Annotated in this window: 21 protein-coding genes; 5 read left to right on the forward strand and 16 right to left on the reverse strand. The window is 43.4% G+C overall.

Going from position 1 to position 25,194, the window contains the following annotated elements; all coding sequences use genetic code 11:
* Positions 1-217: 217 nt before the first annotated feature.
* The 5 genes from KPL72_RS01670 to gss all read right to left on the reverse strand — a co-directional run bounded on the left by KPL72_RS01670 (position 218) and on the right by gss (position 7,998).
* Positions 218-1,354, reverse strand: a complete 1,137-nt coding sequence (locus KPL72_RS01670; protein WP_219701511.1) for a hypothetical protein — start codon at positions 1,352-1,354, stop codon at positions 218-220.
* Between the two features lie 46 nt (positions 1,355-1,400).
* Positions 1,401-2,753 (reverse strand): MFS transporter, encoded by a 1,353-nt coding sequence (locus tag KPL72_RS01675; protein ID WP_219701513.1) that lies wholly within the window; start codon positions 2,751-2,753, stop codon positions 1,401-1,403.
* A gap of 101 nt (positions 2,754-2,854) precedes the next feature.
* Positions 2,855-5,260 (reverse strand): glycoside hydrolase family 3 C-terminal domain-containing protein, encoded by a 2,406-nt coding sequence (locus KPL72_RS01680; protein ID WP_219701515.1) that lies wholly within the window; start codon positions 5,258-5,260, stop codon positions 2,855-2,857.
* A gap of 14 nt (positions 5,261-5,274) precedes the next feature.
* Positions 5,275-5,916, reverse strand: a complete 642-nt coding sequence (locus KPL72_RS01685; protein WP_249411659.1) for a TetR/AcrR family transcriptional regulator — start codon at positions 5,914-5,916, stop codon at positions 5,275-5,277.
* A 204-nt stretch (positions 5,917-6,120) separates the two neighbouring features.
* Positions 6,121-7,998, reverse strand: a complete 1,878-nt coding sequence (gene gss / locus KPL72_RS01690) for a bifunctional glutathionylspermidine amidase/synthase (RefSeq protein WP_212917268.1) — start codon at positions 7,996-7,998, stop codon at positions 6,121-6,123.
* A 254-nt stretch (positions 7,999-8,252) separates the two neighbouring features.
* On the opposite strand from gss, the gene KPL72_RS01695 reads away from it, so the two are divergent.
* Positions 8,253-9,329, forward strand: a complete 1,077-nt coding sequence (locus KPL72_RS01695) for an alkene reductase (protein ID WP_212917269.1) — start codon at positions 8,253-8,255, stop codon at positions 9,327-9,329.
* A 179-nt stretch (positions 9,330-9,508) separates the two neighbouring features.
* Entirely contained in the window at positions 9,509-10,666 is a 1,158-nt protein-coding gene (locus tag KPL72_RS01700; protein WP_219701518.1) for a methionine aminotransferase, read from the forward strand.
* A gap of 102 nt (positions 10,667-10,768) precedes the next feature.
* On the opposite strand, the gene KPL72_RS01705 is transcribed toward KPL72_RS01700, so the two are convergent.
* The 3 genes from KPL72_RS01705 to KPL72_RS01715 all read right to left on the reverse strand — a co-directional run bounded on the left by KPL72_RS01705 (position 10,769) and on the right by KPL72_RS01715 (position 12,272).
* Entirely contained in the window at positions 10,769-11,176 is a 408-nt protein-coding gene (locus tag KPL72_RS01705; RefSeq protein WP_219701520.1) for a GFA family protein, read from the reverse strand.
* Positions 11,177-11,207: 31 nt separating this feature from the next.
* Positions 11,208-11,483 (reverse strand): Lrp/AsnC family transcriptional regulator, encoded by a 276-nt coding sequence (locus tag KPL72_RS01710; protein ID WP_212917281.1) that lies wholly within the window; start codon positions 11,481-11,483, stop codon positions 11,208-11,210.
* A 237-nt stretch (positions 11,484-11,720) separates the two neighbouring features.
* Positions 11,721-12,272 (reverse strand): flavodoxin family protein, encoded by a 552-nt coding sequence (locus KPL72_RS01715; protein ID WP_219701522.1) that lies wholly within the window; start codon positions 12,270-12,272, stop codon positions 11,721-11,723.
* Between the two features lie 407 nt (positions 12,273-12,679).
* On the opposite strand from KPL72_RS01715, the gene KPL72_RS01720 reads away from it, so the two are divergent.
* Together KPL72_RS01720 and KPL72_RS01725 are read left to right on the forward strand one after the other, a co-directional pair.
* Positions 12,680-13,960: an EAL domain-containing protein gene (locus KPL72_RS01720; protein ID WP_219701523.1), complete on the forward strand. Its 1,281-nt coding sequence runs from the start codon at positions 12,680-12,682 to the stop codon at positions 13,958-13,960.
* A 314-nt stretch (positions 13,961-14,274) separates the two neighbouring features.
* Positions 14,275-15,564, forward strand: a complete 1,290-nt coding sequence (locus tag KPL72_RS01725) for a dicarboxylate/amino acid:cation symporter (RefSeq protein ID WP_219701525.1) — start codon at positions 14,275-14,277, stop codon at positions 15,562-15,564.
* A 94-nt stretch (positions 15,565-15,658) separates the two neighbouring features.
* Here KPL72_RS01725 and KPL72_RS01730 read toward each other — a convergent pair whose 3' ends face one another.
* Positions 15,659-16,699: a zinc-dependent alcohol dehydrogenase family protein gene (locus tag KPL72_RS01730; RefSeq protein WP_219701526.1), complete on the reverse strand. Its 1,041-nt coding sequence runs from the start codon at positions 16,697-16,699 to the stop codon at positions 15,659-15,661.
* Between the two features lie 140 nt (positions 16,700-16,839).
* On the opposite strand from KPL72_RS01730, the gene KPL72_RS01735 reads away from it, so the two are divergent.
* Positions 16,840-17,301, forward strand: a complete 462-nt coding sequence (locus KPL72_RS01735) for an Lrp/AsnC family transcriptional regulator (protein WP_219701528.1) — start codon at positions 16,840-16,842, stop codon at positions 17,299-17,301.
* Between the two features lie 53 nt (positions 17,302-17,354).
* Here the strand turns inward: KPL72_RS01735 and KPL72_RS01740 are convergent, their stop codons facing one another.
* The 7 genes from KPL72_RS01740 to adhP all read right to left on the reverse strand — a co-directional run bounded on the left by KPL72_RS01740 (position 17,355) and on the right by adhP (position 25,060).
* A complete protein-coding gene (locus tag KPL72_RS01740; protein ID WP_219701530.1) occupies positions 17,355-18,416 on the reverse strand; it encodes an ABC transporter ATP-binding protein in 1,062 nt (353 codons plus the stop codon).
* A gap of 2 nt (positions 18,417-18,418) precedes the next feature.
* Positions 18,419-19,411 (reverse strand): glycoside hydrolase family protein, encoded by a 993-nt coding sequence (locus KPL72_RS01745; protein ID WP_219701532.1) that lies wholly within the window; start codon positions 19,409-19,411, stop codon positions 18,419-18,421.
* 21 nt (positions 19,412-19,432) lie between these two features.
* Positions 19,433-20,311: a carbohydrate ABC transporter permease gene (locus KPL72_RS01750; protein WP_219701533.1), complete on the reverse strand. Its 879-nt coding sequence runs from the start codon at positions 20,309-20,311 to the stop codon at positions 19,433-19,435.
* On the reverse strand, positions 20,311-21,390 hold the full coding sequence (locus tag KPL72_RS01755; RefSeq protein WP_219701534.1) for a carbohydrate ABC transporter permease: 1,080 nt from the start codon (positions 21,388-21,390) through the stop codon (positions 20,311-20,313). The genes KPL72_RS01750 and KPL72_RS01755 overlap by 1 nt, the downstream gene beginning before the upstream one ends.
* A gap of 90 nt (positions 21,391-21,480) precedes the next feature.
* Positions 21,481-22,758: an ABC transporter substrate-binding protein gene (locus tag KPL72_RS01760; RefSeq protein ID WP_219701537.1), complete on the reverse strand. Its 1,278-nt coding sequence runs from the start codon at positions 22,756-22,758 to the stop codon at positions 21,481-21,483.
* A 112-nt stretch (positions 22,759-22,870) separates the two neighbouring features.
* The gene (locus tag KPL72_RS01765; RefSeq protein WP_219701539.1) at positions 22,871-23,920 is read right to left on the reverse strand and encodes a LacI family DNA-binding transcriptional regulator; all 1,050 of its coding nucleotides are present in this window, start codon (positions 23,918-23,920) and stop codon (positions 22,871-22,873) included.
* A 129-nt stretch (positions 23,921-24,049) separates the two neighbouring features.
* The gene (gene adhP, locus KPL72_RS01770) at positions 24,050-25,060 is read right to left on the reverse strand and encodes an alcohol dehydrogenase AdhP (RefSeq protein ID WP_219701541.1); all 1,011 of its coding nucleotides are present in this window, start codon (positions 25,058-25,060) and stop codon (positions 24,050-24,052) included.
* Between the last annotated feature and the right edge of the window lie 134 nt (positions 25,061-25,194).

Below are 25,194 nucleotides of genomic sequence, written 5' to 3' on the forward strand. Positions count from 1 at the left end.
CCTACCTTACGCACATTTACCTGTTTGAAAAATTAGAGACTAGCATCACCGTTGGTAGAAAGGGCATGGCATATTGGTGCTGTTTGGTGAAAGGCGTTTGTTTAAGGGGTACTCATTCTAGTCCGTTTGATTATTCTCACTGTATCGCTTGGTGTTAATTATTATTGGCACCATAGTTCAACAAAGTGAACCTATGATGCCAATGAATAAATTCTACTTAAAAATCCGCTTGGAACTCGATTTGTGTTGAGTTTGCACCATTAGATACAAAGACATGGCCTCCCCATACCCGTATTTGAGGAGTAATAAAGTACTGAACTAATGGAATAAACTTATCATTAAATTCATCATGGGAAGCTGTTACACCCGGTGCCCAGCCTGTAAAACCATCAGGGAGATATTGGTAACTAACAGATACTGATAAGCCTAAGCCACCTTCCGTATAGCCTCTTTCTCTGATCACATCTTTAGATACATCGTCTTCACGATCTGAATAAGCAACAACCGCCCCAGCTCTACCTTTGACGCCAAACTGTTTGTAGCCACTTAAGGAGTAAGTTAATAAGTCATCACTGTGTCTGTTGTAGTCAGTATCTGATTTTGTCTTTGAATCAGTATCAACATTACCAATAATAGAGCTGTTAAAACCACTGTTTAAAAAAGGCTGTCCATTATGTACAGAAAAATAAACCCCATAAGAATCTGCTCTAAAAGGATAAATATTATCTGTTTGGTAGCCGAGATCTAAGCCGATGATTTTAGAATTGAGGTCATAGCTTGTATGGATAAATAGATTATTATCAAAATGATTTTTGTAGATTATTTTTCCTGCATTTTTGCCGCCAGCTTCACCTTGAATATTATTAGCGCCGTGCATGCCAATGTCTGTTGCAAATACAGACCAGTTTGCCGTGTGTTTAGCATAAACTAAAGCGCCGTATTTATTAGATTCAACACCAACAATAAAGTTTTCCCAAGTGGCATCTTCGTCTAAGTCATCGTAGTCGTTGACGGTTTCTCCATCCATTTTGTTGTAGTTCTCTTGGGCCTTTATCCAGAAATCCCCTGTAAAGCCAAGATCATCTGTAAACATGGTTTTACCGCGAAGTCGTAGGCTGGCTTCTAGCTGATTTGAATTATCATCCGTAGATGAGCCAACCGCAGAGAGTGCATGAAGTCTTAGGTTATAATACCAGCGACTATTATTTTCATAATCAGTAAATTGAGATAATTCACTACCATTATTTTTATCTAAATAGTTTTCGATCCAATTGCCATCGTTTTTATTTTTGGCCAACGCGTTAATACTCATGCTTGAAGATAGAGCAACAACTAACATTAGATTTTTATTCATTTTACTTCCCTTTTTTATATTTTTTATAAGCACAAATATTTATTTTTTAAATTGTTTTTTTAGATGCCTCGGCCTTCATTCTTTCTAGCATTTGGTCGGTGAGTTTGTAGTTGTACAAGAAAATGACCAAGCCTATCGTAGCGCCAATCGCGTTACCTAAATTTAGAGCGTCCCACATTCCTTGAATGACCTGTGGAGGTTGCTGTACGACAGATCCACCAGTGGATTGAACAAAGCCCACCATAGCGAGATATCCCATAGCAATTGATCCGCCAACGGCTGTTGTGGCTTTATTAGCGAAAGTTTGGGTGGCAAAGGTGACTGCTTCTAAGCGTTGACCTGAACGTATGTGACCATATTCGATACAATCGGCAATAAAGATACTAGGCATCACCAGTGTTACACCAAGGGCAATGGCTTTAATCATGGTTAAAGCAATAAACAGTTCGACATGTTCGTAACCCATTAACCAAGTAATGATCGATAAGACGGTGAGTGCGGCAGAAGCCCAAGCAAAGGTGGCGATTTTGCCAACTTTACGAATGCCAATTGGTACTAAGGGTGAAGCCAGCATGGCTGGGCCAATCATGGCAAACAACAATATACCTGATAGCGATGGATCGTTAAAAACATCGCGGGCGATATAAGGCATTAAGGTAAAGGCAACGTTTGACCCGCCAATAAAGATAAAAGCGAGGAGGAACATCAACAAATACTTATTGCCGGTTACTGTGCCTAATATTTGTTTAAGGGTGGGCACCTCTTGTTCTACTACGTGGCGTTCTTTCACTGTGCGGATGGTTAACATCAGAAGCATGGCTGCGATGCACATAATGACGGCTGCCAGCGTCCATTTTCCACCGAGCTTTTCGACGAGCCAAGGTGCGCTAATCATGGCGATGACCATACCCACAAAGCCGCCAAAACGCACAAAAGAATAGATAACATTTCGCTCATCTTTGTTTTGTGTCATTACTGAGCCTATAGCGTAGGCAGGCGCATCGGAGACGGTATATAACATCCCCCAGCCCACATAAGTGACGAAGGCGTAAGTAATACGCAGCCACATCGGTTGTTCCGCAAGATAATCGCCGAAGGCAAATATCAATACGGTAGCAAGAGGGACAGCCCAAGCAATTGCGTTCACCCAAGGCTTGAATTTACCGCCTTTGAAACGGCTTCGTTCAACTAGAATAGAAAGAATAGGGTCATTAACCGCATCCCATACCCTGGCTAAAAGAAAGATAATCCCCACAGTACCGGCAGATAAGCCCAGTACAGAGGTGTAGTAAATACTGATGAAAATAGTCACAAACATAAAAATAATGTTTTGACCGGTGAAAAACGTGTAATAGCTTAATCGTTCATGACGACTAGTTTCATAGCTTGTATTGGACATGATTGCCTCTTTATTTTTATTGTTTATCAACTATAAGACCGTTATTACGCATCGACGATGAGCGTAATAACGGTGTTGTGACAGAGCCTAAAAGGTGCTTTTTAGAGAGTTGCTTCCTTGTTATTTAACGAGGCAATAAGTTGCAAAATCTGATCTTCAGAATATTGCTGGCTGTTGAATACCGGCAGATTACGTAAAGGCATATCTGCCACCATAGCTTCGGCCATCAGACGGTCCGCTTCGGCTGCTGAGTCGTTTTTATCTCCTCCCATCATTTGGGTGAACATGGATAACATGCTTTCGAAAAGCGGCTTGCCCAGTGGTTCATTAGCAATGTCGCCCAAGGTTGAATTCACTGTGTAAGGTGTGATGGGTGTTGGTGTTGGAATGTCGTAACCTAATAGAGCGCCAAAAGCTGCATCATTAAAGTCGCGTTTAGCTGGAGTAAAGTACGTGGCCAAAGCGGAATTTGGTTGCTCTGCTGTGATTCCTGTATCTAGGGCAATAGACGCAGTGTCTCGAATATCTTCCACAGAAGAACCAATGTGAATCTGATATTCACCGCTTTCTGCAACCCAAGTGGCTTTCTCTTTGTGCCAATAAGCGAACGCTCGATAATCCAGTTCAAAAACGATTTCTTTGCTTTCACCTGGTTCTAAGAAGACTTTCTCGAACGCTTTTAATTCTTTGGCTGGGCGAGGTTGGGAAGGTGATTTTTGGCCCACGTAACACTGTACAACTTCGGCGCCTGCTCTGTTTCCTGTATTGGTGACGGTGATTTGCAGTTTAATGGAAGCGCTTTCATTAAATGGCGTTTTATCACCACTTAGCAATGTTAGATGGTAGTAAGTGAAATCGGTGTAAGACAAGCCATGACCAAATGGGAAAAGCGTTTTCGTATTAGTGGTATCAAAATAGCGATACCCAACCCAAATAGCCTCGCGGTATTGCACTTGCTTAGTGGTACCTGGGAAATAAGGCTGGCTTGGCACATCGTCTAAATTTGCAGGGAAGGTTTCTGCTAATTTTCCGCTTGGGTTTACTTCACCAGAAAGTACTTTGGCAATCGCGGAAGCTCCAGCTTGTCCACCTAGGTAAGCTTCCAAAACAGCGGGAACTTTTTCTACAAACGGAAGAACGACTGGTGCGCCATTTTGTAAAACAACCACGGTCTTAGCTAGCTGATCACCAAGCGCATGAATGAGATCAAGCTGAACTTGTGGCAAGTTTAAGTGCTGACGATCAAAGCCTTCGGATTCATATTTTGGTGTCAGACCAGCAAACAAAAAGACCACGTCAGCTTGTTTTGCTAGCTCAACTGCATTGGCGATTTCTGCACTATCTTCCGTATCATTTAGGTGATAACCCTCAGTGTAAGTAACGTTATCTGCACCAAATTGTTTTTTGATTTCGTCGAGAGGCTGTTCCAATTTGAATGGATTAATTTTAGAACTGCCTGCGCCTTGGTAGCGAGTGTTGTTAGCTAATGCGCCAATAACAGCGATTTTCTTTCCTGCGGCCACTGGCAATAAACCATCATTTTTTAACAGCACACAGGTTTCTTCCGCGACTCGCGCTGCGAGTTCATGGTGAGCATTTAAGTCGGCTTTTACTTTATCGCTTTCTAAGGAAGCTTGTGATTTTAAAATCAGTTCCAATACGCGAGCGACAGATTTGTCTAACGCTTCCATCGTTAGCTGACCGTTTTCCACTGCGGCAATGATTTTTTTGGTATTCATGTCGCCAGAGCTTGGCATTTCTAAATGCTGGCCATTCTTGACGCCTTCAACACGGTCGTTATTGGCGCCCCAATCGGTAACAATAATGCCTTCAAAGCCCCATTCTTTAACAAGAATATCGTCGAGCAATTGTTTGTGCTCTGCCGCGTAGGTGCCGTTTACCTTGTTATAAGAGCACATGACTGTCCAAGGTTGCGTCTGCTTAACAGCTCTTTCAAAGGCAGGTAGATAGATCTCGCGTAGGGTTCTTTGGTCAACAACGGCATCGACCGTCATACGACAATGTTCATGATTGTTCACTGCGTAATGTTTTAAGCTAGTGCCCACGCCTTGGCTTTGTACGCCTTTGATCCAAGCTGCAGACATGTCGCCAGCCAGTAATGGGTCTTCGGAAAAATATTCGAAGTTACGACCACCCAATGGGTTACGTTTAATGTTAGTGCCAGGGCCGAGCAAGACCGACACATCTTCAGCGCGGCATTCTTTGCCAAGCGCGACGCCCATTTCTTCAATTAACTTGGTATTCCAAGATGCGGCAAGTCCTGATGCAGTTGGAAAGCAGGTAGCTTTTACTGCTGCGTTTAAACCAACGTGATCGCCTTCGCCGGCTTGTTTGCGTAAGCCATGAGGGCCATCCGTTACCATGATGGAGGGCAAGTCTAAGCGCTCAATACCATGGAGGTTCCAAAAATCCTTGCCGGTACAGAGCATGGCTTTTTCTTCTAGGGTTAGTTCGGTTAAGAGTTGTTTTATTTTTGTATCACTCATCGCTTTCATCCTTTTTAAGGTTGTCGAGATGGTTTCATACCATCGAGTAGTAATTGAATTAACACAGGGGTGAGTTGCGGAATGGCCTCTTGTTCAATTTCCATTAAGGCATCTTTGCGTAGCAACATTCGGCGGAAAAAAGTTGGGACCGCATTGAATAGGGTTACCGCTAAATAAGCGGCTGGAATATCGGTTCGAATACTGCCTTCGGCTTGTCCTAGGGCAACAATGTCAGAGAGAGATTGGCTGACCGTTTCTGGTAATAATTGTGTCAGTTTTTCACGGAATTCGGTTGGTATACGTGATCCAGCATAGTAGCCATCAAACTCGGCAATAAAACGGTCATCGTCTTCGTATTGAGGATCAGAATAGGCTTGCATTAACACGCCAAGACCCTCGCGAATGTTGGAATAATGGCGAGCTTTGATTTTTTCTATGATGCTTTCATAAATATCGATCTTACGAGTCAGCACCACCACAAGAATGGCGAAGCCCAAATCGTATTTGTCTTGGTAATAGCGATACAAGGTATTACGACTCATGCCAGTGGCCGCCGCAATGTCTTTCATTTGAGTATCAGCAAAGCCATTTTCGATAAAAAGGGTTTCAGCAATGTTGATGATTTTGTCCCGAGTTGCCTCGGTTTGGTGAACCATTCTAGCAATCATAATAATGTTACACGTGTTATATTTTTTGAGGTAATTTAAGAGCTGATGAGTTTATAGTCAATGACTAATTGCACGATCAGAGGTGAAAAATGAGTAAATGGAATTGCAGCGAGAGAATTTAGAATAAAAAAAGCCTTTGCCTCCATTGTGGAGAAAAAGGCTTAAATTTTTATAAATCAATAGTTTAAATCATTATTCAATGACGCGTAGGGTCATCAAATCACTGTCTTTGGTGATGACCAAACTTGGATCAACGCGCAAACAACTGCCAGCGTAATGTCCCGCTACCGAGAAAGTACAGACTTGTGAGCGATATCCTTCAATGTCTGGTAGCTTCCATAGCGCTTGGAAGATTTGATCTTGATGAGCAAAGCGCCCAGTCGTCTCTTCCATTAAGTCGTCTTCACCGTCGTACAAGCTGATGTTAAAGCCACAGCGCCCCGCAATCGGTTTGCTCACATAACCGTTGGTTTTTAACGCATCGCTTAATTCAAAGGACGATTCCAATAAATAGGGATGATCGGGAAAAAGCATCCATAAAACCGGTAAAATCGCTTTATTGCTTGGAATAAGCGTCCAAAGAGGTTCGTATACCATCACGTCTTTACGCAATAATACATCGACTAAACGTGGTGCTTCGCTGCGTGGTACATCGGTTTTATAGTCGCGTAGACGTTGTTCATCGTCATCACATTCGGCACGGATTTGATCCAACGCGGTTTCCCATGCCCATGTCTTCCATACCCAACGGATTTTGACACCGTCAGCATCGACCACATCACCGTCTTCGTCCCAACGTAAGCTACTGACACCCTTGATGACTTTGCAATCGAGCCCCGCTTTTTCCATGGTACGTTTCATGAAAAGAGCGTGATAGTTCTCTTCTAGATCCGTATCTTGCATGATGTGAATTACACCTTTTACATCACTGTTTTTCCACGCTTCGATTAGTTCGTCGACCAATTCAGTTGCTGAACCTTCGCCTTCATTTGCGCCATAATGCTTGGCCCATTTTTCCTGAATGATGCCAGCTTCCATGTAGCAAGAGGCCGAGTCGCAGTTGTATTCGTAGACCTTGATGCCTTGAGCAGAAAGACTGAAATCAAAGCGCCCAGTGATCATCTGGTTGCGACGGTTGTCCCAAGATTGATGAATTTTAGGCCATAAAGCAGATGGAATATTAAAGCTAGATAATAGATCTTCGTTTTGCAGAACGTAGTCTGTGGCGTGCATAAACAAGGCGTGTAATTCATTGGTAGCGCGCTTTAGTTCTCGCTCTGCGGTTTCTGTCATCACCATGTATTTGTAGTCGTCTTCCGGTCGACTGGCGAGTTTGTGTCCGCCCATCATGTCGACAAAAGCTTCTTCCGCTGGATTCGCGACATTTAACCAAGCACGAGAAGCTTGGCCTTTGTTAGGCACATGACGTATTTGCAAATTGAATAATGCGGGATCTTCAGGTTCAATATTCTCGGCATGCAAATCATCGTCTGTTTGTATTACCCAGCCCATAACAGAAGCATCACCATAAGAACAACGCAGCCAGTAGCCGCCGTCTTCACTAATGCGCGCATCAAGCACGCGAGAGTAATCTTGGCCTTCTTCCCACACTTGATGGCCGACATTTTGCTCGACCAAGTACAAACGATCTGGCAAGACTTTGGTGACAATCGCCACATGGCCGGTGACTTCAAATTCACCACCTTCGTTCCAAATCAACAGCGCACCTACTTCAGGATGACGTAACGAGCCATTGCGAAAGGATTTCAGTGGCAAGCGGCTCTCATCGGCAATGAGCCGAGCTGACGTCAGGCGAAAAATATCATAGGCCATGGCGACGTCATCAAAGATGTAGCCTTTGTTGAGATACAGCCAGCGACGAGCAAATTCAACACATTGCCACTTATAACCCATGAAAATTCCATCCACATAACTGCGATAAGCATGGCGGTTAGGCAGCTCATTATCATCAGCAGAATCATAATCGGAAGAGTAAACGGGCACATTGCCCGGCGCTACGCCTAACAAGGTGCCAAAAGGAGCCATTGGCCTGCTGGAATCGGATGTCATTAGCTTGAATTCCCTCACACGGAACGTGTTTAAACGGGTAAAAGAAAGGCGACACAACTGCCGTCTGATGCTCGCAATATAGACCTTGAAAAGATGACCTGCAAGCACTCACACCGCTTATTTTTTGAACTATTATTTAGTGAAATTGGATCGACTATTCAGGAAAGAAAGTGCACGAGATTGTTTTTTAAAATAACTGCCATATGTAGTGTCTATCCTTTCTATAAAGATTGAAATTTACTCTGGAGTTCATAATGACAAGCACCGCAAAGAATCTTTTCAGCCCAGTAAAAATCGGCGATCTAGAATTACCTAATCGTTTTATCATGGCGCCTTTAACTCGTACACGTGCTCCGGGCCATCTGCCAAATGCCTTGATGGCAGAATATTACTCTCAACGTGCTAGTACTGGTTTGTTGATTACAGAATGTACTATGGTGACGGAAGGTACGTCATCTTTTGGTGATGACCCAGGTATTTATTCACAAGAACAAATTGAAGGTTGGAAACTAACAACCGACGCAGTGCATAAAGCTGGCGGCCGTATTTTTATACAAATTTGGCATGGAGGGCGTGCTGCACACCCATTGTTGAATGGTGGTAAAGAGGCTGTTTCTGCTAGTGCCATTGCTATTGAGGGTGAAACCCACACGCCAGAAGGCAAAAAACCATACACAGTGCCTCGAGCATTAACCGTTGCTGAAATCAAAGAGATTGTAGGTGATTTCCGTCAAGCCGCGATCAATGCCAAAGAAGCAGGTTTTGATGGCGTAGAGATTCACGGTGCGAATGGTTACTTAATTGATCAGTTCTTACGTGAAAGTTCTAACCAGCGCACAGATGAATACGGTGGTTCATTAGAAAACCGTGCACGTTTTTTAACCGAAGTCATTGAAGCGGTAACGGAAGTTATGGGCAGTGGTCGAGTGGGCTTACGTCTTTCACCTCTTAACAGCTTCCAAAGCATGAAAGAAAATGATCCTATTGCTTGGACACGCTTCTTGAGCGAACACCTTAATCGCTTTAACTTAGCTTATGTACATTTAATGCGCGCAGATTTCTTTGGTTTACAGCAAGCAGATGTTGTCAGCGTAGCGCGTGACGCTTACAAGGGGCATTTGATGGTCAATATGGGCTACTCGCCAGAAGAAGCCAATCAAGTGCTAGCAGATAATCAAGCGGACAGTGTTGCGTTTGGTAAAGGTATTCTTGCCAACCCTGACTTTGTTGAACGTGTTCAGGCGGGCGCTGAACTAAACGAGCCCAATCCAAATACTTTCTACACACCAGGTGCGGAAGGCTACACAGATTACCCGTTCATGACGGCGTAATATGTAAACTTGATGTAACCAACAAAAACGCCAAGGCTTATGCCTTGGCGTTTTTGTTTCTTAGCTATTCTTGTATTGTGTTTTTGTCACCGATACGATTACTGATTAAAGATGATTGACGTCTTATGGCGAAGTCTTTTAACTTAGCTGAATTTCTTTTCTTCTAAGGCCTGATCATCGTGACCATCGCTTCAACACTTATTTCCAAACTGCCGTCAGTCGGCACCACTATTTTTACCAAGATGTCGGCGTTGGCCGTTGAAAAAGGTGCGATTAATTTATCGCAAGGTTTTCCTGATTTTTCACCTGATGCGGGATTATTAGAACGCGCGTCACAGGCGATTTTAACCGGTAATAATCAATATTCGCCTATGACTGGCTTGCCAATATTACGAGACGCAATTGCCAGCTTAATCGAGCGTCATTATGACCGAAAAGTTAGCGCACTGGATGAGATTACGGTGACGAGTGGTGCGTCCGAAGCCATTTTTGATGCGATAGCAGCCTTAGTGCATAACGGTGATGAAGTTATCTTGTTTGATCCCGCTTATGACTTGTATGAACCAGCGGTGACCTTAGCGGGTGGTATTTGTAAGCGAGTAACGTTAACGGCACCGGATTTTCGTCCTAACTGGCAGGCATTTTCTGAATTGCTTACTGACAAGACGCGTTTGGTCTTAATCAACACGCCACACAATCCAACGGGAAGTTGCTGGTTGGCTGAAGATTTAGAATCCTTATGGCAAGCTATTGCGAGTCGTGACATTTATGTATTGTCCGATGAAGTGTATGAGTTTATTCATTTTGGTGAATCCGCAGTGAGTGTTCACCAACATGCCGAGCTAGCGAAGCGTAGCTTAGTGGTTTCTTCTTTTGGCAAAAGCTTTCATTTAACAGGTTGGAAAGTTGGCTACATTGTGGCACCAGCGGAATTAACCGTGGAACTGCGCAAGGTGCATCAGTTTGTTTCTTTTTGTACTGCAACGCCTTTGCAGCAAGCTTTGGCTGAGCATTTAATTGCGTTACCTGAAGCCAGTGCTAGCTTGGCGGCATTTTATCAGCAAAAACGCGATGTACTGAGAAATGCACTGGCTGACAGCCGTTTTGCGTTACTGCCATGCGAAGGCACATATTTTCAACTATTGGATTACAGCGCGATCAGTGATTTAGATGACGTGGCGTTTTGTGAATGGATAATTGACAAAGTCGGTGTAGCCGCGATTCCGGTTAGCGTGTTTTATCAGCAACCGCCCAAAGATCAGCGCATTATCCGTCTGTGTTTTGCCAAGGAAGAAAGTACCTTGCTTGAGGCTGCTCGTCGTTTAAGTGAGCTTTAATCAATAGGGTAAGTAGCGCAAAGAAAAGTCATAAAAAAGCCAACGTTGGTGTTTTCTTATCCGTTGGCTTTTTTGCAATGGCTTATTTTAATCATTAGTTATTTAACTTGGCATCGCTTCGAACGCTGGAACATCACCTAAGTGATCGTCCCAATTGCCTTTGCTGTCCATAAAGATATGCGCTTGTGGTGTTATATCGACATCTGTATCTAAACAACCGGCAGGAACGACAACTAAGCCGCGTGCTTTCGCATCGGTAGGCACATTGGAGCCACACACAGAGCAAAAAGTACGGGCAAAGTTTGTGTCTTCTAATCGATAAAAGCTGAGTTTACCTTCGCCGCTCAACCAAGTAAGCGTAGCACCCGGCGCAAATAAATTGGCACAATGGGCGGTGCCAGAGGTTTTTCTGCATCGGCTGCAATGACAAAGGAAGAACTTTTTAAACTCGCCTTCCAATTCGAATTTAACCGCACCACATAGACAAGATCCAGTGTGAAGATGACTCATAACTGCTCTCTCCAAAAAAAGAGTTTTAAAATTAAACACCAACCGAAAACATGCCTTCCAAATCATGTTTCGAATACGCTTGAAACGCCAGCATGGTTTCTGTTTTCAAAATGTAATCGATTTGAGCAAGGTGTTTTGTCACCAATTCAGATAGTTGGTCATTAGTCTGCACACGGGCGATAGCGGCGATATCGTATGAACCACTGACGGAATAAACTTCAGATAACCCTTCAATGGAAGCCAATTTTTCAGCGACTTGGTTGATGTGCTTTTTCTCAACAGAAAGCATGATGATAGCGGTAACCATGGGTGTTTCCTCTTTGCATTATTAGTGTGTGCTGATGTTCGAATAAAACAGATTTCGAATAGTAAGTGTCAGCGAATAGTGGAGGGAATTAAAGCACCTTAAGCGGTGATTTACAAAGGAACAAAGAGACCACTATATGGATGGATTGGAAAAAATGAGTCGTTGGGAGGATTGCTAAGAAGCATCGAAAAACGGCATGGAAAGCCATGCCGTTTGAAAAGCCAAAATAGTGCTTAATTAATTGAAGCGGCTTACGATGTGCGCAACGCGTTCGCCGTAAATGCGTGCTGTTTCCAAGTCGCCTTCAGGAATAGCATCGTCGCCAGCATCTGATGGAGACTGGACCAAAACACCCACAGAACCACCTAGGTTATTTACGTCGTCACGTGTCGCTGCAAGCGCATTGGCAGGTGGTAACCCTAAACTTACCCAAATACCACCATGCTGAGATGCTAATGTTTGTAGGTAAATAAGAGTGACTTGTTTGTCACCGTTTAAACTTGCGCTGTTGGTAAAACCACCAAACACTTTGTCTTTCCAAGCTTGAGTAAACCACGCTTTAGAGGTGGCATCAGCGAACTTTTTAAATTGCCAAGGTGCGCCGCCCATGTAAGTTGGAGCACCAAAAATGATGGCGTCAGCTGCGTTCAATGTATCCCAATCCGCGTCTGTAATGTCACCATTATCATCAATTTGAATGCTTTCTGCATTAGCGCCTTTTGCAACATACTCTGCAACGCGTTTGGTATGTCCGTATCCAGAGAAGAAAACCACTACTGTTTTTTTCATTGCTCACTCCAATAAATTTAGATTGATTAATGCGAGGCAAGATCTCACGAGGTAAAGCCCCGTTTTTTCGAACAATATTGATAGTATGTTTTAGAAACTCGCTATACAAGGAATAACTTTGAAGCAATTAAGTTACATAAAAGCGACTATCACAAGCCAGCATACAAGCCTTCTTTATTTTGAGATTGAGGCTAGAGTTGTTCCTTGTATTGTTTACTTAAAGATTCATTTTTTTACGCAATGACATTAATAAAAAACGTTAGACTCATATGGTTACGTAATGACGTCGAAAAAATACGGTAAGAGGTTTAGCGCCTTTGATATGCTTTATCTACGTCTTGAGGCGAGTGTCGTTATGCTTCATATATTAATAAGCTTGTCAGAGGTCGAGAATGCACGGAGCAACTATGTTGAAAACAAATAATAGCGTCGATTTAATGACTGCTATTTTGGGAGCGCAGAATCAAGGTAGGATAGATGAGGAGCTTTTAGCTAGCTCACTGAACCATGATTTAGAGCACCTAGTGCAAACTATTCGACAGCATTTAGGAATGGATGTCGCGTTTTTGTCGCGTTTTCATGATGGTAATCGTGAAATGTTGCATGTAGATAAAAGTGACAGTTGTGGTGTCTTTCTTAATGAAGGCCATAAGGACAGAAGTGAAGTCACTTATTGCCAGTTAATTGCAGAAGAAAAGCTGCCTCAAATTATTCCCGATACATCGAAAAACGACATTACGAAAGCATTAGCAGTAACAAAAGTTTTAAATATAGGCAGTTATATTGGTGTGCCTATTTATCTCTCGGACGACTCTATTTATGGCACGCTATGTTGTTTCAGCGAGAAAGCTGATGAGTCACTGTCGGCTAAAGACTTATCTATTTTAACACTCTTCGCGAAATTTGCCGCTCGCAATATAGAGAAAGAACTTACTGCATCAAGATTGCACAAGCTCGCTCGCAACGATATTTTCGATATCATTAATAACAAACAACTTTCCATCGTATTTCAGCCAATTTATAATTTTAAAACAAACTCGATTAAAGGTTTTGAGTGTTTGTCGCGCTTTCAAACCAAGCCCTATCATTCCCCTGATTATTGGTTCAATAAAGCCAATGCGTCAGGTGTTGGCGAAGTACTAGAGCTATTTGCTATTGAAGAAGCGCTCAATTTATTGCCAGCTATCCCTGAGCAATATTACATAACGTTAAATGTTTCTCCCAAACACCTTACATCGTCTTGTCTGCAAGCCATGTTAGACAAAGCTCCTTTGCATCGTGTTGTGTTGGAGGTGACTGAGCGTGAATCTATCCCAGACTACAAAATATTTCGGAATTCCATTCAGTCTTTTCGGGAACGAGGTATGCGTCTTGCTGTAGATGACGCAGGAGCAGGTTTTGCAAGCTTCCAACACATATTGGAGTTACAAGCGGACATTATAAAATTAGATAGAAGCTTGATCGCTAATATCAATTCAGATCATCGAAAAAGAGCTTTGGTCGCAGCTTTGATCGGCTTTGCAAAAGAAACCAAAAGCAAGGTGCTTGGTGAGGGTGTGGAAACCTTGGCGGAGTTGGAAGTGTTGCAAGAGTTGGGTGCTCAAAAAATACAGGGATATTTTTTCTGCCATCCATTACCACTTAAAGATGCGTTAGCTTTTTGTGAGGCAAAAAATTCAAATATTTAATCTGTTTTCCTCCGTACTTTTATTAGGATATAAAAGTGCGGCAGTAGACATCTTTTTATTTAAATCATTTTAATAACAATGATTTAAGAATTATTCTAGACATCCCTTATTGTGTTTTTATTTTTCTGAAAACATTAAAAACGGCACATTCTTTACCTTTCCTATTCTTGAAAATGACACTGTCTTTTCCCTTCATCGCGAAGAAAATAGTTTTTATGCACTATAATGGCATGTAATATGCGTGACTTTTATTTTAGGGTCGTCATCATTTAGCGGCCTAAACCATTAGAACTAATGGCATGAGAGAGACTGTTATGAATACAACATTTAAAGTGTTACTTGGAATGCTGCTCGGCATCGTGGTTGGTTTGGTCCTAAACTTAACAGGGTTAAACGCAGACGGAACATGGGCGAACAGTTATTTAACGGATGGCTTGTTTAAAGTCGTTGGTACAATGTTCGTTAACGCACTGAAAATGCTTGTTGTTCCGCTGGTTTTCTTCTCTTTAGTGTGTGGTGTATGTGGTATAGGTGACATAAAGCTGCTGGGAAGGATTGGGTCTAAATCTTTCATTCTATATTTAGTGACCACCGCCATTGCCATTGCCGCAGCACTGACTATTGCCACTGCTTTTGGTATTGGTGAAGGTATGAATGCTGAGTCTTCTGTGACCTTTACAGGGAAAGACTCTCCGCCATTATCGACTGTTTTGATTAATATTGTTCCTTCAAATCCTATTAGCGCTATGGCGCAAGGTGACATGCTACCAGTGATTTTTTTCTCGATCATGTTTGGTGTAAGCATCTTAATGGTAGGGCAAAAAGCTAAGGTTGTTAGCGATTTTATTGAGTCATTGAATGACATAATGATGAAGATGGTCACCATTATTATGGAAGTGGCGCCTTATGCCGTGTTCTGTCTTATCGCCAGAGCCATTGCGGATTTGGGGATGGATTTGCTCGCTCAGTTGTTGGGTTATGTATTGGTGCTGATTGGCGTCTTGTTCTTCCACTTATTTGTGACTTTGCAAGTGATCCTGAAAGTCTTGTCTGGTTTGAACCCTGTGACTTTCATGAAAAAAATGCGTAACACGCAAGTGTTTGCTTTTAGTACATCCAGCTCAAACGCGACGATTCCTGTCACTTTACGTGCGGTGACAAAACGTCTTGGCGTGAAAAACTCGGTAGCGTCTTTTACTGTGCCGTTTGGTGCGACCATCAACATGGATGGCACGGCCATCATGCAAGGTGTAGCGACTGTCTTTATCGCCAATATCTACAATGTTGAACTTGGCATGATGGGTTATTTAACCGTTATCTTGATGTCTGTGTTGGCATCTATCGGTACCGCAGGCGTACCAGGTGTTGGTTTGATCATGCTGTCTATGGTGTTCGCACAAGTTGGCTTACCGATTGAAGGCATTGGCTTGATTCTCGGCGTTGACCGTTTGTTAGACATGATTCGTACTGCGGTTAACGTCTCTGGTGATGCAGTGGTTTCCATCGTCGTTGCCAAAAGCGAAGGTCAGCTAGATGAGAGTGTCTACAATGATCCAAATGCGGGTAACCAGTCTGAAATGCATTTAGAGAAAAAACAGGCCTAGTTAGGTTTATCAAATAGTTAGCTCGTGAAAATGAGCTGGGGAAAAGAGCGCTACCTTTTTGAGGTAAGCGCTCTTTTTGTGTGTAAAGTGGCAACTAGAAATGTGTAACGACGGTCACACCCGGTGGGTTTGCTTTGTCCATATTCATCAGTGCAGCAATGGATTCTTCTAGGCTGATGGTTCGGCCGAGTAGCTTTTCTGGGCTGAGTTTTCCTGACTTAATCATCGACAACATGGCATCGTAACGGAACGCCTGCATGCCGTGACTGCCAATAATTTCTAATTCATGAGCGATAACCAGATTCATCGGAATCGGCGGTGTGGCTTGATCCGCTAACAGCAAGCCGACCTGAACGTGCTTGCCTAGTTTTTTCAAACTTTTAATGGAGTTTATGCAAGTTGTTGGGTGACCAAGCGCATCGATCGATACATGGGCACCACCGCGGGTGATTTCTTTAATCGCTTCAGCCACATCTGCCACGCTGGTGGCATTAATAGTCGCATAAGCGCCTAGGGCTTTTGCCAGTTCAAGTTTATCGTCTGTCACGTCCACGGCAATAACATTGGCACCAATGCTGTTGGCAATCATGATGGCAGACAGTCCAACACCGCCACAACCATGCACCGCGACCCACTGGCCTGCGCTTACTTTACCTTGATCGACAACCGCTCTAAACGAGGTTACAAAGCGACAGCCAAGGCTAGCCGCTGTGGTGAAGTCTATGGTTTCTGGCAAAGTCACCAAATTCACATCCGCATGATGAATGGAGACGTATTCCGCGAAAGATCCCCAATGGGTAAAGCCTGGCTGAGTTTGATTGCCGCAGACTTGATGATTCCCGCCGTGGCATTCTGGACAAGAACCGCATCCGCTGACAAAAGGCACAGTCACTCGGTCGCCTACTTTAAAACGCTGAACATCTTTGCCAACGGCTTCAATAACACCGGCAAACTCATGACCGGGAACGTGTGGCAACACAATGTCTGGATCATGTCCCATCCAACCGTGCCAATCGCTGCGGCATACACCGGTCGCTTCCACCTTGATCACCACACCATGATTTTCTGGTGTTGGATCTTCGACATTCATAATTTTAGGTGTGGCTGAAAAGCTTTCGTAGACAACGGCTTTCATTGTTTGCTCCTTTGGTTATCAATACGTCAGCCTAATAGACTACTGAATATAGAAGAAATTACCTTGCTCTTTTCCTTGTATATTAGCGACCTTAAGAAATATTATTTCAGATATGAGGTTAATAAGAGGGGGATATTTCAATGGTGGCTTTGGATAAGGTAGACACTGATATTGTTCGACGTATGCAGCAAGATGGTAAGCTGACTAACGCAAAATTAGCCAGTGAGCTTTCGTTGAGTGAAACGCCCTGTTGGAGACGATTAAAGCGGCTGGAGGAAGAGGGCATTATAACTGACTATCAGGCAAATCTTGATCGACGTAAATTAGGTTTTGGCGTGATGGCGTTTGTGCAGTTGACCTGTAATCAGCACGATGCAGAAATCACTCAAACTTTCGAACAAATGATTCAAGGTTGTGACAATGTTTTGTCCTGTCATAACACCACAGGTGCAGCAGATTTCTTGTTGCAAGTCGTTGCCAAAGACTTAGATGACTACAGTCGCTTTGTGGATCAAGTTCTGAGAAAGCTACCTGGAGTGTCTGCTATCGCTTCGAACATCTCCTTGCGAGAGCTGAAAGCCTCAACACGGTTGCCAGTGTAATTGTGAATACTCGCAATAAGCCGCCATACATTATGTATGGCGGCTTATTTGGCCTAGAAAATGTGTATATTATCGACATCGAAATGTAGGCTTATTTCTTCGTCGACTTCAAATACCTTGTCTTCATTGATAGACGCAATTACCTTATTGCCATCAGCTAATGTAATGTCTAGCACGGTTTCGGTACCAAGACGTTCTGATAATGATACACGGCCATGCATTGAACCTTTTATTTCACCGTGATGAGGCTCTAAATACTGAGGACGAATCCCTAGCTCAAGAGAGTCTCCAATGGCAAGATCACGATCGTGTCTAGGTAAGACCACCTCATCTATAACGTCTGAACTGACGGTGATGCTGTCGTTATCATGAGCCACCACTTTTACTTTCACAAAGTTCATTGATGGAGAGCCAAGAAACCCCGCGACAAAGCGATTTGCTGGCTTATGGAAAAGCTCCATTGGTGAGCCAATTTGTTGCACTTCTCCATCTTTGAGCACGACGATTTTGTCCGCTAAAGTCATCGCTTCAACTTGGTCGTGAGTCACATAAATCATGGTGGCATCGAGTTTTTTATGCAGCTTTGAAATCTCCATTCTCATATCCATCCGCAAGGCGGCGTCTAAATTTGAGAGCGGTTCATCAAATAAAAACACTTTAGGATTACGAACAATGGCGCGACCTATCGCAACACGTTGTCTTTGACCTCCAGACAGTTGGCTAGGGCGACGATCCAGCAAATGTTCCATTTGCAGAATCTGTGCAGCTTCGTTTACCCGTTGCACTTTTTCATCTTTAGGAACGCCAGATACGGTTAATCCAAAGCCAACGTTCTCTCGTACCGTCATGTGAGGAAAAATGGCATAAGATTGGAAAACCATGGCGATCCCTCGGTCCTTTGGTTGTAAGTCATTGACGACTTTTCCATCTATGGTTAACTCTCCCCCAGAAATATCTTCAAGCCCTGCTATCATGCGTAAAAGAGTGGATTTACCACAACCAGAAGGGCCAACAAAAACAACGAACTCGCCGTCTTTGATATCGATATCGACGCCCTTAATAATACGAGTAGAGCCGTAGTTTTTTTCAATGGATTTTAGCTGTAAATCCGCCATGACTACTGTCCTTTTTTATTGTTAGCGTCTGTACTTAACAATCCTTCATCATTCACATGTACTGCGACAGGATCTAAAATTTCACCAACAAAGCCATTTGGGCCTTGATCATGAAAACCTATGATAACGGGACCAGTATCGGTTTGTAGGATTCGTGCAGCATATCGGTAGCATGGTTCATCGCCGTCTAGGAACTCACTTTCTGGGAGGCTCCATGGCCCTTCAGGGTTGTCCGCAACCAAATAGTGATTACCAGTGACTGGTTTACCAGCACGAGCTTTTATAAAAGCATCGGCCCAATGAGAAGACGATGTGCAGAATAAGCAGTACCAACGGCCTTCAAGTTCAAACACTTGTGGTACTTCTAATTGGCCAAAGCCGCCAACAAAAACCGGTTTTTGTAGCTCCCAGTGATATAAGTCGTTAGAGGTGGCAAAGCCAATTGCGCCGCCAGCATTGGGTTCTTCAATGCCTGGTGCACGAGCGGTAAAATACATTAACCAGCCTTTGCCATTTGGGTTTTTCATCACCCATGGGTCTCGCATCGCTCGATCATGCCAATGACCTACTTGATGCTGGTCTTCATAGTATTGGGCATTTTCGCCGATTATGTCTAAGCACAAGCCGTCTCCCACACGTTTCCAATTATGCAGATCATCGCTTATTGCGTGACCGACACGTTGATATAAACTTTTCTCGGCTAAACAGGTGCCAGTATAAAAGAGGTGATATAAGCCATCATCGTCTTTTACCACGCTGCCTGTCCAAGTTGTGGAGTCGTCCCAGGCTGTTGATGTCGAAGGCTCAAAACAGGTGCCTAAATGCTCCCAATGGATCAAATCTTTTGATATCGCATGGGCCTGGGTGACATTGAAATGGCGTAAATCTGGATTAATAAGAGATTTATCTGCTTGCAGGAAATAGCCATGCCAAACATCACCTTCTTTGTGATACCAGCTATCCCATATCCATTTTTTTTCTAATGCTATTGTCATTTTTATTACTCCAAAAAAAGCCTATCCTTTGACACCTGTCGATGCGATAGAGGCGATAAATGCACGTTGTAAAGCGAGATAAAAAGCTAAGACAGGCACAGTGATGATGGTGAGATAAGCCATGACTTCTCCCCATGCCGTGTTCAATTGAAAAAAGTATTGTAAGCCAACTAATACCGGGCGATATTGCTCTTGCTGCGTCACCATGATTGGCCATAAATATTGGTTATACATGGCTAGGAACTTCAAAATTGCGGCTGTGGCAATGATCGGACCAGACAAAGGCATAACCACTCTCCAGTAAACCTGCCACCAACTGCAGCCTTCTATTCGGGACGCTTCAATAAGCTCCTTAGGCAAATCTTTAAAGTATTGAGCGAACAAGAAAATGGTTAGACCATCGGCGATAAAGGGGATAATTTGCACTCGATAACTGTTTAACCAGCCCCAGCTGAAGCCATCTAATCCAAGCCAAGGCAATTTTGAAACCATCAACAACATTGGAATTGCAATGGTTTCAAAAGGCACAATTAGGGTGGCCAAAATAATGGAAAAAGCGATGCTTTTTCCTCGCCAATTGAGGAATACAAACGAGAACCCAGCCATCGAACAAACTAGCAGACCAAGCACAACCGTCACGCCTGTTACAAGGAGTGAGTTCAGCATAAACATACCAATGGGAGCGCGTTCAAAGGCTGCTTTATAGTTGTCAAAACTAATATCCCCAATGGGTAGAAACGCTCTAATAGAGGATGTATCTGCTAACAACTGTTGATCAGGTTTAAGCGACGACATCATCATAAAAAGAATCGGTGTGACAAAAATGAGCGCGATGAGAGTCAATACCATATAACGCACGATTAAGCGCAATGTTGGGTTGTCCTTATCTAGTCGAAACATCAGTTTTTCTCCCGTGTTAAGTAGCGCTGTAGTAGAGAAATACTCAAAACGAGTAGGAATAACACGACAGACATCGCTGAGCCTCCAGAAATATCCTGCTTTCCATAACCGCGCTCTACTGCCTGATAAACAATAGTTTGAGTGCTATCCAGAGGGCCGCCACTTGTCATCACATCGATCTGCGCAAATAGCGAGAAGGCTTGCATGGTAATGACGATGACGACTAATACGGCCGTGTTACGTAAACCCGGCCATGTGACGTAGCGGAATGTCTGCCAAGGACTTGCACCCTCAATTTTCGCTGCTTCATAGAGTGTTGGAGAGATGGTTTGTAAGCCTGACAGCCAGATAATCATGTGAAAACCTACCGCCTGCCAAATAGACATAGCCATGATTGAACCGAGTGCCGTATCTTGATTGCCCAGCCAGTCCACCGCTTTGAAATGACCAAATGTGAGCGTATTCAGCACACTATTTAATAGTCCGTTTTGGCCGTCATAGATAAAACGCCATAACAAAGAAACGACCACGATTGATACAACGACAGGCATAAAATATATCGACCTGAAAATCTGTATACCGCGTAATGGTTGGTTAATTAGCAATGCCAATATGAGTGCCAAAGCACCTTGAATAGGGGCAACAAACGCCACAAAGGTAAGGGTATTAACCAGAGCTTTCATAAACACAAGATCACTGGCCATAATCGCGATTTTTTGCACCCCCCAAGAGAATGAGAACCACTCTTTCATCCCTTGTACATTGGGATAATCAGGGTTATTTCGGGTGAATTTTCTGAGTCTTGGGTATTTATTGTCTCCGTTCTTATCCACTAAAATGTTGCCACTAGCATCGATTTCAGGATCAACAACCAAAATGCCTACATCTAGCATATTGGTGTAGTTTTCTAACCCCACGAACTCTGCTGCGTTAGGTGACATCAAACGCTGATTCGTCAAAGAAAATGCAATTGCTAAAATAAATGGAATGACAATAAATAGAAGCATCAAGCCGAAACCGGGCGACGCAAACAGCCATCCTGTGGTGTTATGCCGCGTTAATATCGAGTTTTTTTTCATAAAAATACCAGTATCGCTAGCTCTAAAATATTTTGCTAAAAGTAGGCAGGTAGAGAAGTCCTATACCTGCCAAGGACCTATCAAAACGTATTAACGGCTGTAGCCGCGGTTTTTCTCGATATCGGCATTAATTTCATCAGCTGCGCTATCTAACGTGTCCGCAACATCTGCACCATCAGCGATATCTGCTAAGGCTTTTTCAAAGACTTTAGCTTCAACAATATAACCAGGAGTGACGGGGCGAACTAAGGCTTGTGCTTTGGATAGGACGTAAAAAACGGACAAAGCTCCACCTTGTCGGTAATTGGTCGTTAACGTAGCAGCGGATTGTGTTGGTGGTATTACGCCAAGGCTGTCTGAAAATGCAGCTAAGTATTTGTCCTGAAGAGCAAACTCAATAAAGTCCGATGCGCCTTGTGGATGTTTAGAGGCAGCAGAGACACCGAATTGCCAGCTTGCAGCACCTATTTTAGGTCCATGTCCAAAATCAGGTGCAGGCAAAAACAGCGCGTCATCACCAAATTTATTTAAGGTTTTTAAAGCCGCCCAGTTGCCGTACCATTGCATCGCGTATTTTCCCTCTAATAATCCTGTTTCATGGTCTGCTGGATCTTGAGAGTTGCCAGGCGCATAGCCATTGACGAATAAGCTCTGCCACCACTCACCAAAGGCTATGGCTTCGGGGCCATTTAATGTACCTTCAGCTGTTTTATAGGTGGAACGATCAATCAGGTCGCCACCGAAACTTTGTAAAAATGGACTAAAAGCATAGGGAAACCATTCGCCACTTTCAGCCATACCTAAATCAAGCGGATAATCATATTTTCCTGTCGCTTTAAGCTTTTTAAGAACGCCGTTGAATTCTTCTTCAGTCCATGGCGAGTCAATTGTTGGTATACGAGCTCCTACTTCATTTAAGGTTGAACGACGAGTCACCATAGCGACGGCCGAATCCCATAAGCCGATGGAGTAGAGCTTCCCGTCCCAATAGCCCTTAACTCCGGGTAAAAAGTCCGCAATTTTGTTTTTGTCGATTAATAAAGGTCGCAAATATCCAGCCCATGCCCAATTAGGCATCACTGGACCATCCACATCTAAAATATCCGGTAAATTGTTCGCTAATGCGGCTGCAACAACGGAGTCGTTGTATGAACCTTGGGGAAATGACTCTAAAACCACATTCCAATCGCTTTGGCTACGATTGAAGTCATTGACAATTTGATTGATGACTTTCGCTTCCACTTTATTACCCGCACCGTGATACCAAAGCGATAGATCCGTTTTTGCAAAGGCACAAGTCGAAACAAAAGCGCTCCCTAACGCTCCTGCAGATAAAAGAGTTAATGCCAAATTTTTTGTTATTTTCATTTTTTTTCTCCCATAGAGATGAGCTATTTCTTCAAAAATGACATCGATGTCATTTTTTATTAAAAGAAACGCATCGTAGCTCTGATGCGTTACTCGATAAATTTATTGGTGATTAAATCTTAAGAATTGATTGCCGCCAAATAACAGGACTATCAACGATGGTTATTGCTGAGTTTGGTGCTTTTTGGTCTTTACCATCAATCAACTTTAAAAGTTGTCGTGCCGCTTCTTGCCCAATTTCTTGATAAGGCAGATGTACCGTGGTTAATGCAGGGTATAAACCTTCTGTAATTGCAAGATAGTTATCATAACCCGCGATAGATATTTGCTCAGGTATACGAATACCTTTGACCCTTAAAATACCATAAAGCTTGAGCGCCATTTTGTCGTTACCACAACAAATAGCAGTAGGCGGAGAAGCTAGCGAAAGTAGGTGATCGATTGCGTCGATGATCAATTTTTCGTTGTCTATTAGGTCTAATTTATCGGCGCATAAAACTAATTCAGGGTCGTATGCAACACCGTTTTCATGTAATGCTTGCTGGTATCCCTCAAGTCGCTGATGTGTTGCAACCATAGAAGGGTCTAAGGTTAAGTAAGCGACTCTGGAATGACCTTCTTTTATGACTTTATCCACTAAAGATTTTTGGCCCATTTGGTCATTTGGAACCACGGATGTTGTGTGGTTTGTATCAAAGCAGTTTGCTAGTACAGTGTGGATACTTTTACTGGCGATAGGTAAATCTATTTGTTTATGATAATTCGCCACATAAATAAGCCCTTCAACACGATGTTCTTGAAATGTCCGAATTAAATGCGATACGGACGTTGCAGAGTCGCCTGTATCCGCAATTAATAACGTTTTTCCAGAGGCTTGCATGACTTTTTGGATACCCTGAACAATAAATAAATCGGGTAAACCTGTGGGGGCATTAGATGCGTCAGAAAAGTGAGAAATAGCGCCTGTGACCAATCCAATAAGACCAGACTTGTTCGAGCGCATAGACCGTGCCGCGGTGCTTGGTACATAGCCTAAAGCAGTAATAGCGGCGTCCACTTTCTTGCGGGTTTTTTCGCCAACAGGAACATCGTTATTTAATACGCGAGAAACTGTCTTTGGAGAGACTCCAGCGGCTTCTGCAACATTGTAAATGGTCGTCATTGTTATTCTTTTCTCGTTATGACATCGGTGTCATTTTTATTTAAAAATAAACGCCTGTCAACCTAATTCAAAAAAGCCAACCGTTATGGGTTGGCTTTGGTACTTTAAAAACAGGTGTAAAACGAGAAATTACAAGCTCATTACGATACGGCCTGTAATGTCGCCTTTTTCCATATCGGCGAAGATCTCATTAATATCGTCCAGTGTTTTTTCGGCGATAATCGCTTTGACCTTACCGCGTGCGGCAAATTCCAAGCACTCTTCCAGATCTTTACGAGTACCGACGATGGAGCCAACGACACTGACGCCATTGAGGACGGTGTTGAAAATAGGCAATGGCATGTCTTCTGGCGGCAAACCAACCAAGACACATTTACCGCCACGACGAATCACGTCATAGCTCTGTCTGAAGCCCGCTTTGCTGACAGCAGTACAAACGGTGGCATGAACACCTGAGGTTGTGTCTAGAATTTCTTTTACGACATCGTCGGTTTTGAAATCGAAGAAATATTCTGCACCTAATGACATCGCCAAGTCACGTTTGGCTGCGCCCGTATCGACAGCAACCACTCGAAACCCCATGGCAACGGCGTATTGCACGGCTAAATGGCCTAAGCCGCCAATACCAAACAGAGCGACCCAATCACCAGGTTTTGCACCGGAGACTTTGAGTGCTTTATAAGTCGTCACACCAGCACAGAATAACGGCGCCGCTTCAACATAACCCAAGCCTTCAGGAACTTTAACCACATATTCCGCATGAGCCGCGCAATATTCCGCGTAACCACCATCGACTGAATAACCTGCGTTTTGCTGTGAAAGACATAAGTTTTCGTTGCCTGTTAAGCAATATTCACAATGTCCGCAGGCGCTGTACAACCAAGGAATGCCGACTCGATCTCCCAAGACCAAATGCTTTACTGCGCTGCCGACTTCAACAATCTCGCCAACGCCTTCGTGACCTGGAATAAAGGGTAGAGTCGGTTTAACAGGCCAATCTCCATGACAAGCATGTAAATCCGTATGACAAACGCCACAAGCATGAATCTTAACGAGTACCTGATGTGGTTCGATCTTAGGTTTAGCCACATCCTCAATTTTTAGAATGGCACCAAATTTACTGGCTACAGCTGCTTTCATAACAAACTCCATCTTTTTTTTTGTACTGTTTAGTACTGCGTTATATTTAAGAGCACTTTTGTTTGCTCTTTTACTTTAAAAGTAACCAAATAAAAAACTTATCCATCAGTCCAATATGCTTGCACCACAGTACA

This window comes from Marinomonas lutimaris, assembly GCF_019426345.1.
GTDB classification, from domain to species: domain Bacteria; phylum Pseudomonadota; class Gammaproteobacteria; order Pseudomonadales; family Marinomonadaceae; genus Marinomonas; species Marinomonas lutimaris.

Bases quoted from the DNA above. Each gene is read 5' to 3' on its own strand.
- KPL72_RS01710 (WP_212917281.1), bottom strand. From the start codon at position 11,483: ATGGTTACCGCTATCATCATGCTTTCTGTTGAGAAAAAGCACATCAAC.
- KPL72_RS01695 (WP_212917269.1), top strand. From the start codon at position 8,253: ATGACAAGCACCGCAAAGAATCTTTTCAGCCCAGTAAAAATCGGCGAT.
- KPL72_RS01715 (WP_219701522.1), bottom strand. From the start codon at position 12,272: ATGAAAAAAACAGTAGTGGTTTTCTTCTCTGGATACGGACATACCAAA.
- KPL72_RS01685 (WP_249411659.1), bottom strand. From the start codon at position 5,916: ATGGTTCACCAAACCGAGGCAACTCGGGACAAAATCATCAACATTGCT.
- KPL72_RS01675 (WP_219701513.1), bottom strand. From the start codon at position 2,753: ATGTCCAATACAAGCTATGAAACTAGTCGTCATGAACGATTAAGCTAT.
- KPL72_RS01680 (WP_219701515.1), bottom strand. From the start codon at position 5,260: ATGAGTGATACAAAAATAAAACAACTCTTAACCGAACTAACCCTAGAA.
- KPL72_RS01730 (WP_219701526.1), bottom strand. From the start codon at position 16,699: ATGAAAGCCGTTGTCTACGAAAGCTTTTCAGCCACACCTAAAATTATG.
- adhP (WP_219701541.1), bottom strand. From the start codon at position 25,060: ATGAAAGCAGCTGTAGCCAGTAAATTTGGTGCCATTCTAAAAATTGAG.
- KPL72_RS01750 (WP_219701533.1), bottom strand. From the start codon at position 20,311: ATGTTTCGACTAGATAAGGACAACCCAACATTGCGCTTAATCGTGCGT.
- KPL72_RS01755 (WP_219701534.1), bottom strand. From the start codon at position 21,390: ATGAAAAAAAACTCGATATTAACGCGGCATAACACCACAGGATGGCTG.
- KPL72_RS01735 (WP_219701528.1), top strand. From the start codon at position 16,840: ATGGTGGCTTTGGATAAGGTAGACACTGATATTGTTCGACGTATGCAG.
- KPL72_RS01765 (WP_219701539.1), bottom strand. From the start codon at position 23,920: ATGACGACCATTTACAATGTTGCAGAAGCCGCTGGAGTCTCTCCAAAG.
- KPL72_RS01705 (WP_219701520.1), bottom strand. From the start codon at position 11,176: ATGAGTCATCTTCACACTGGATCTTGTCTATGTGGTGCGGTTAAATTC.
- KPL72_RS01720 (WP_219701523.1), top strand. From the start codon at position 12,680: ATGTTGAAAACAAATAATAGCGTCGATTTAATGACTGCTATTTTGGGA.
- KPL72_RS01670 (WP_219701511.1), bottom strand. From the start codon at position 1,354: ATGAATAAAAATCTAATGTTAGTTGTTGCTCTATCTTCAAGCATGAGT.
- gss (WP_212917268.1), bottom strand. From the start codon at position 7,998: ATGACATCCGATTCCAGCAGGCCAATGGCTCCTTTTGGCACCTTGTTA.
- KPL72_RS01725 (WP_219701525.1), top strand. From the start codon at position 14,275: ATGAATACAACATTTAAAGTGTTACTTGGAATGCTGCTCGGCATCGTG.
- KPL72_RS01745 (WP_219701532.1), bottom strand. From the start codon at position 19,411: ATGACAATAGCATTAGAAAAAAAATGGATATGGGATAGCTGGTATCAC.
- KPL72_RS01760 (WP_219701537.1), bottom strand. From the start codon at position 22,758: ATGAAAATAACAAAAAATTTGGCATTAACTCTTTTATCTGCAGGAGCG.
- KPL72_RS01740 (WP_219701530.1), bottom strand. From the start codon at position 18,416: ATGGCGGATTTACAGCTAAAATCCATTGAAAAAAACTACGGCTCTACT.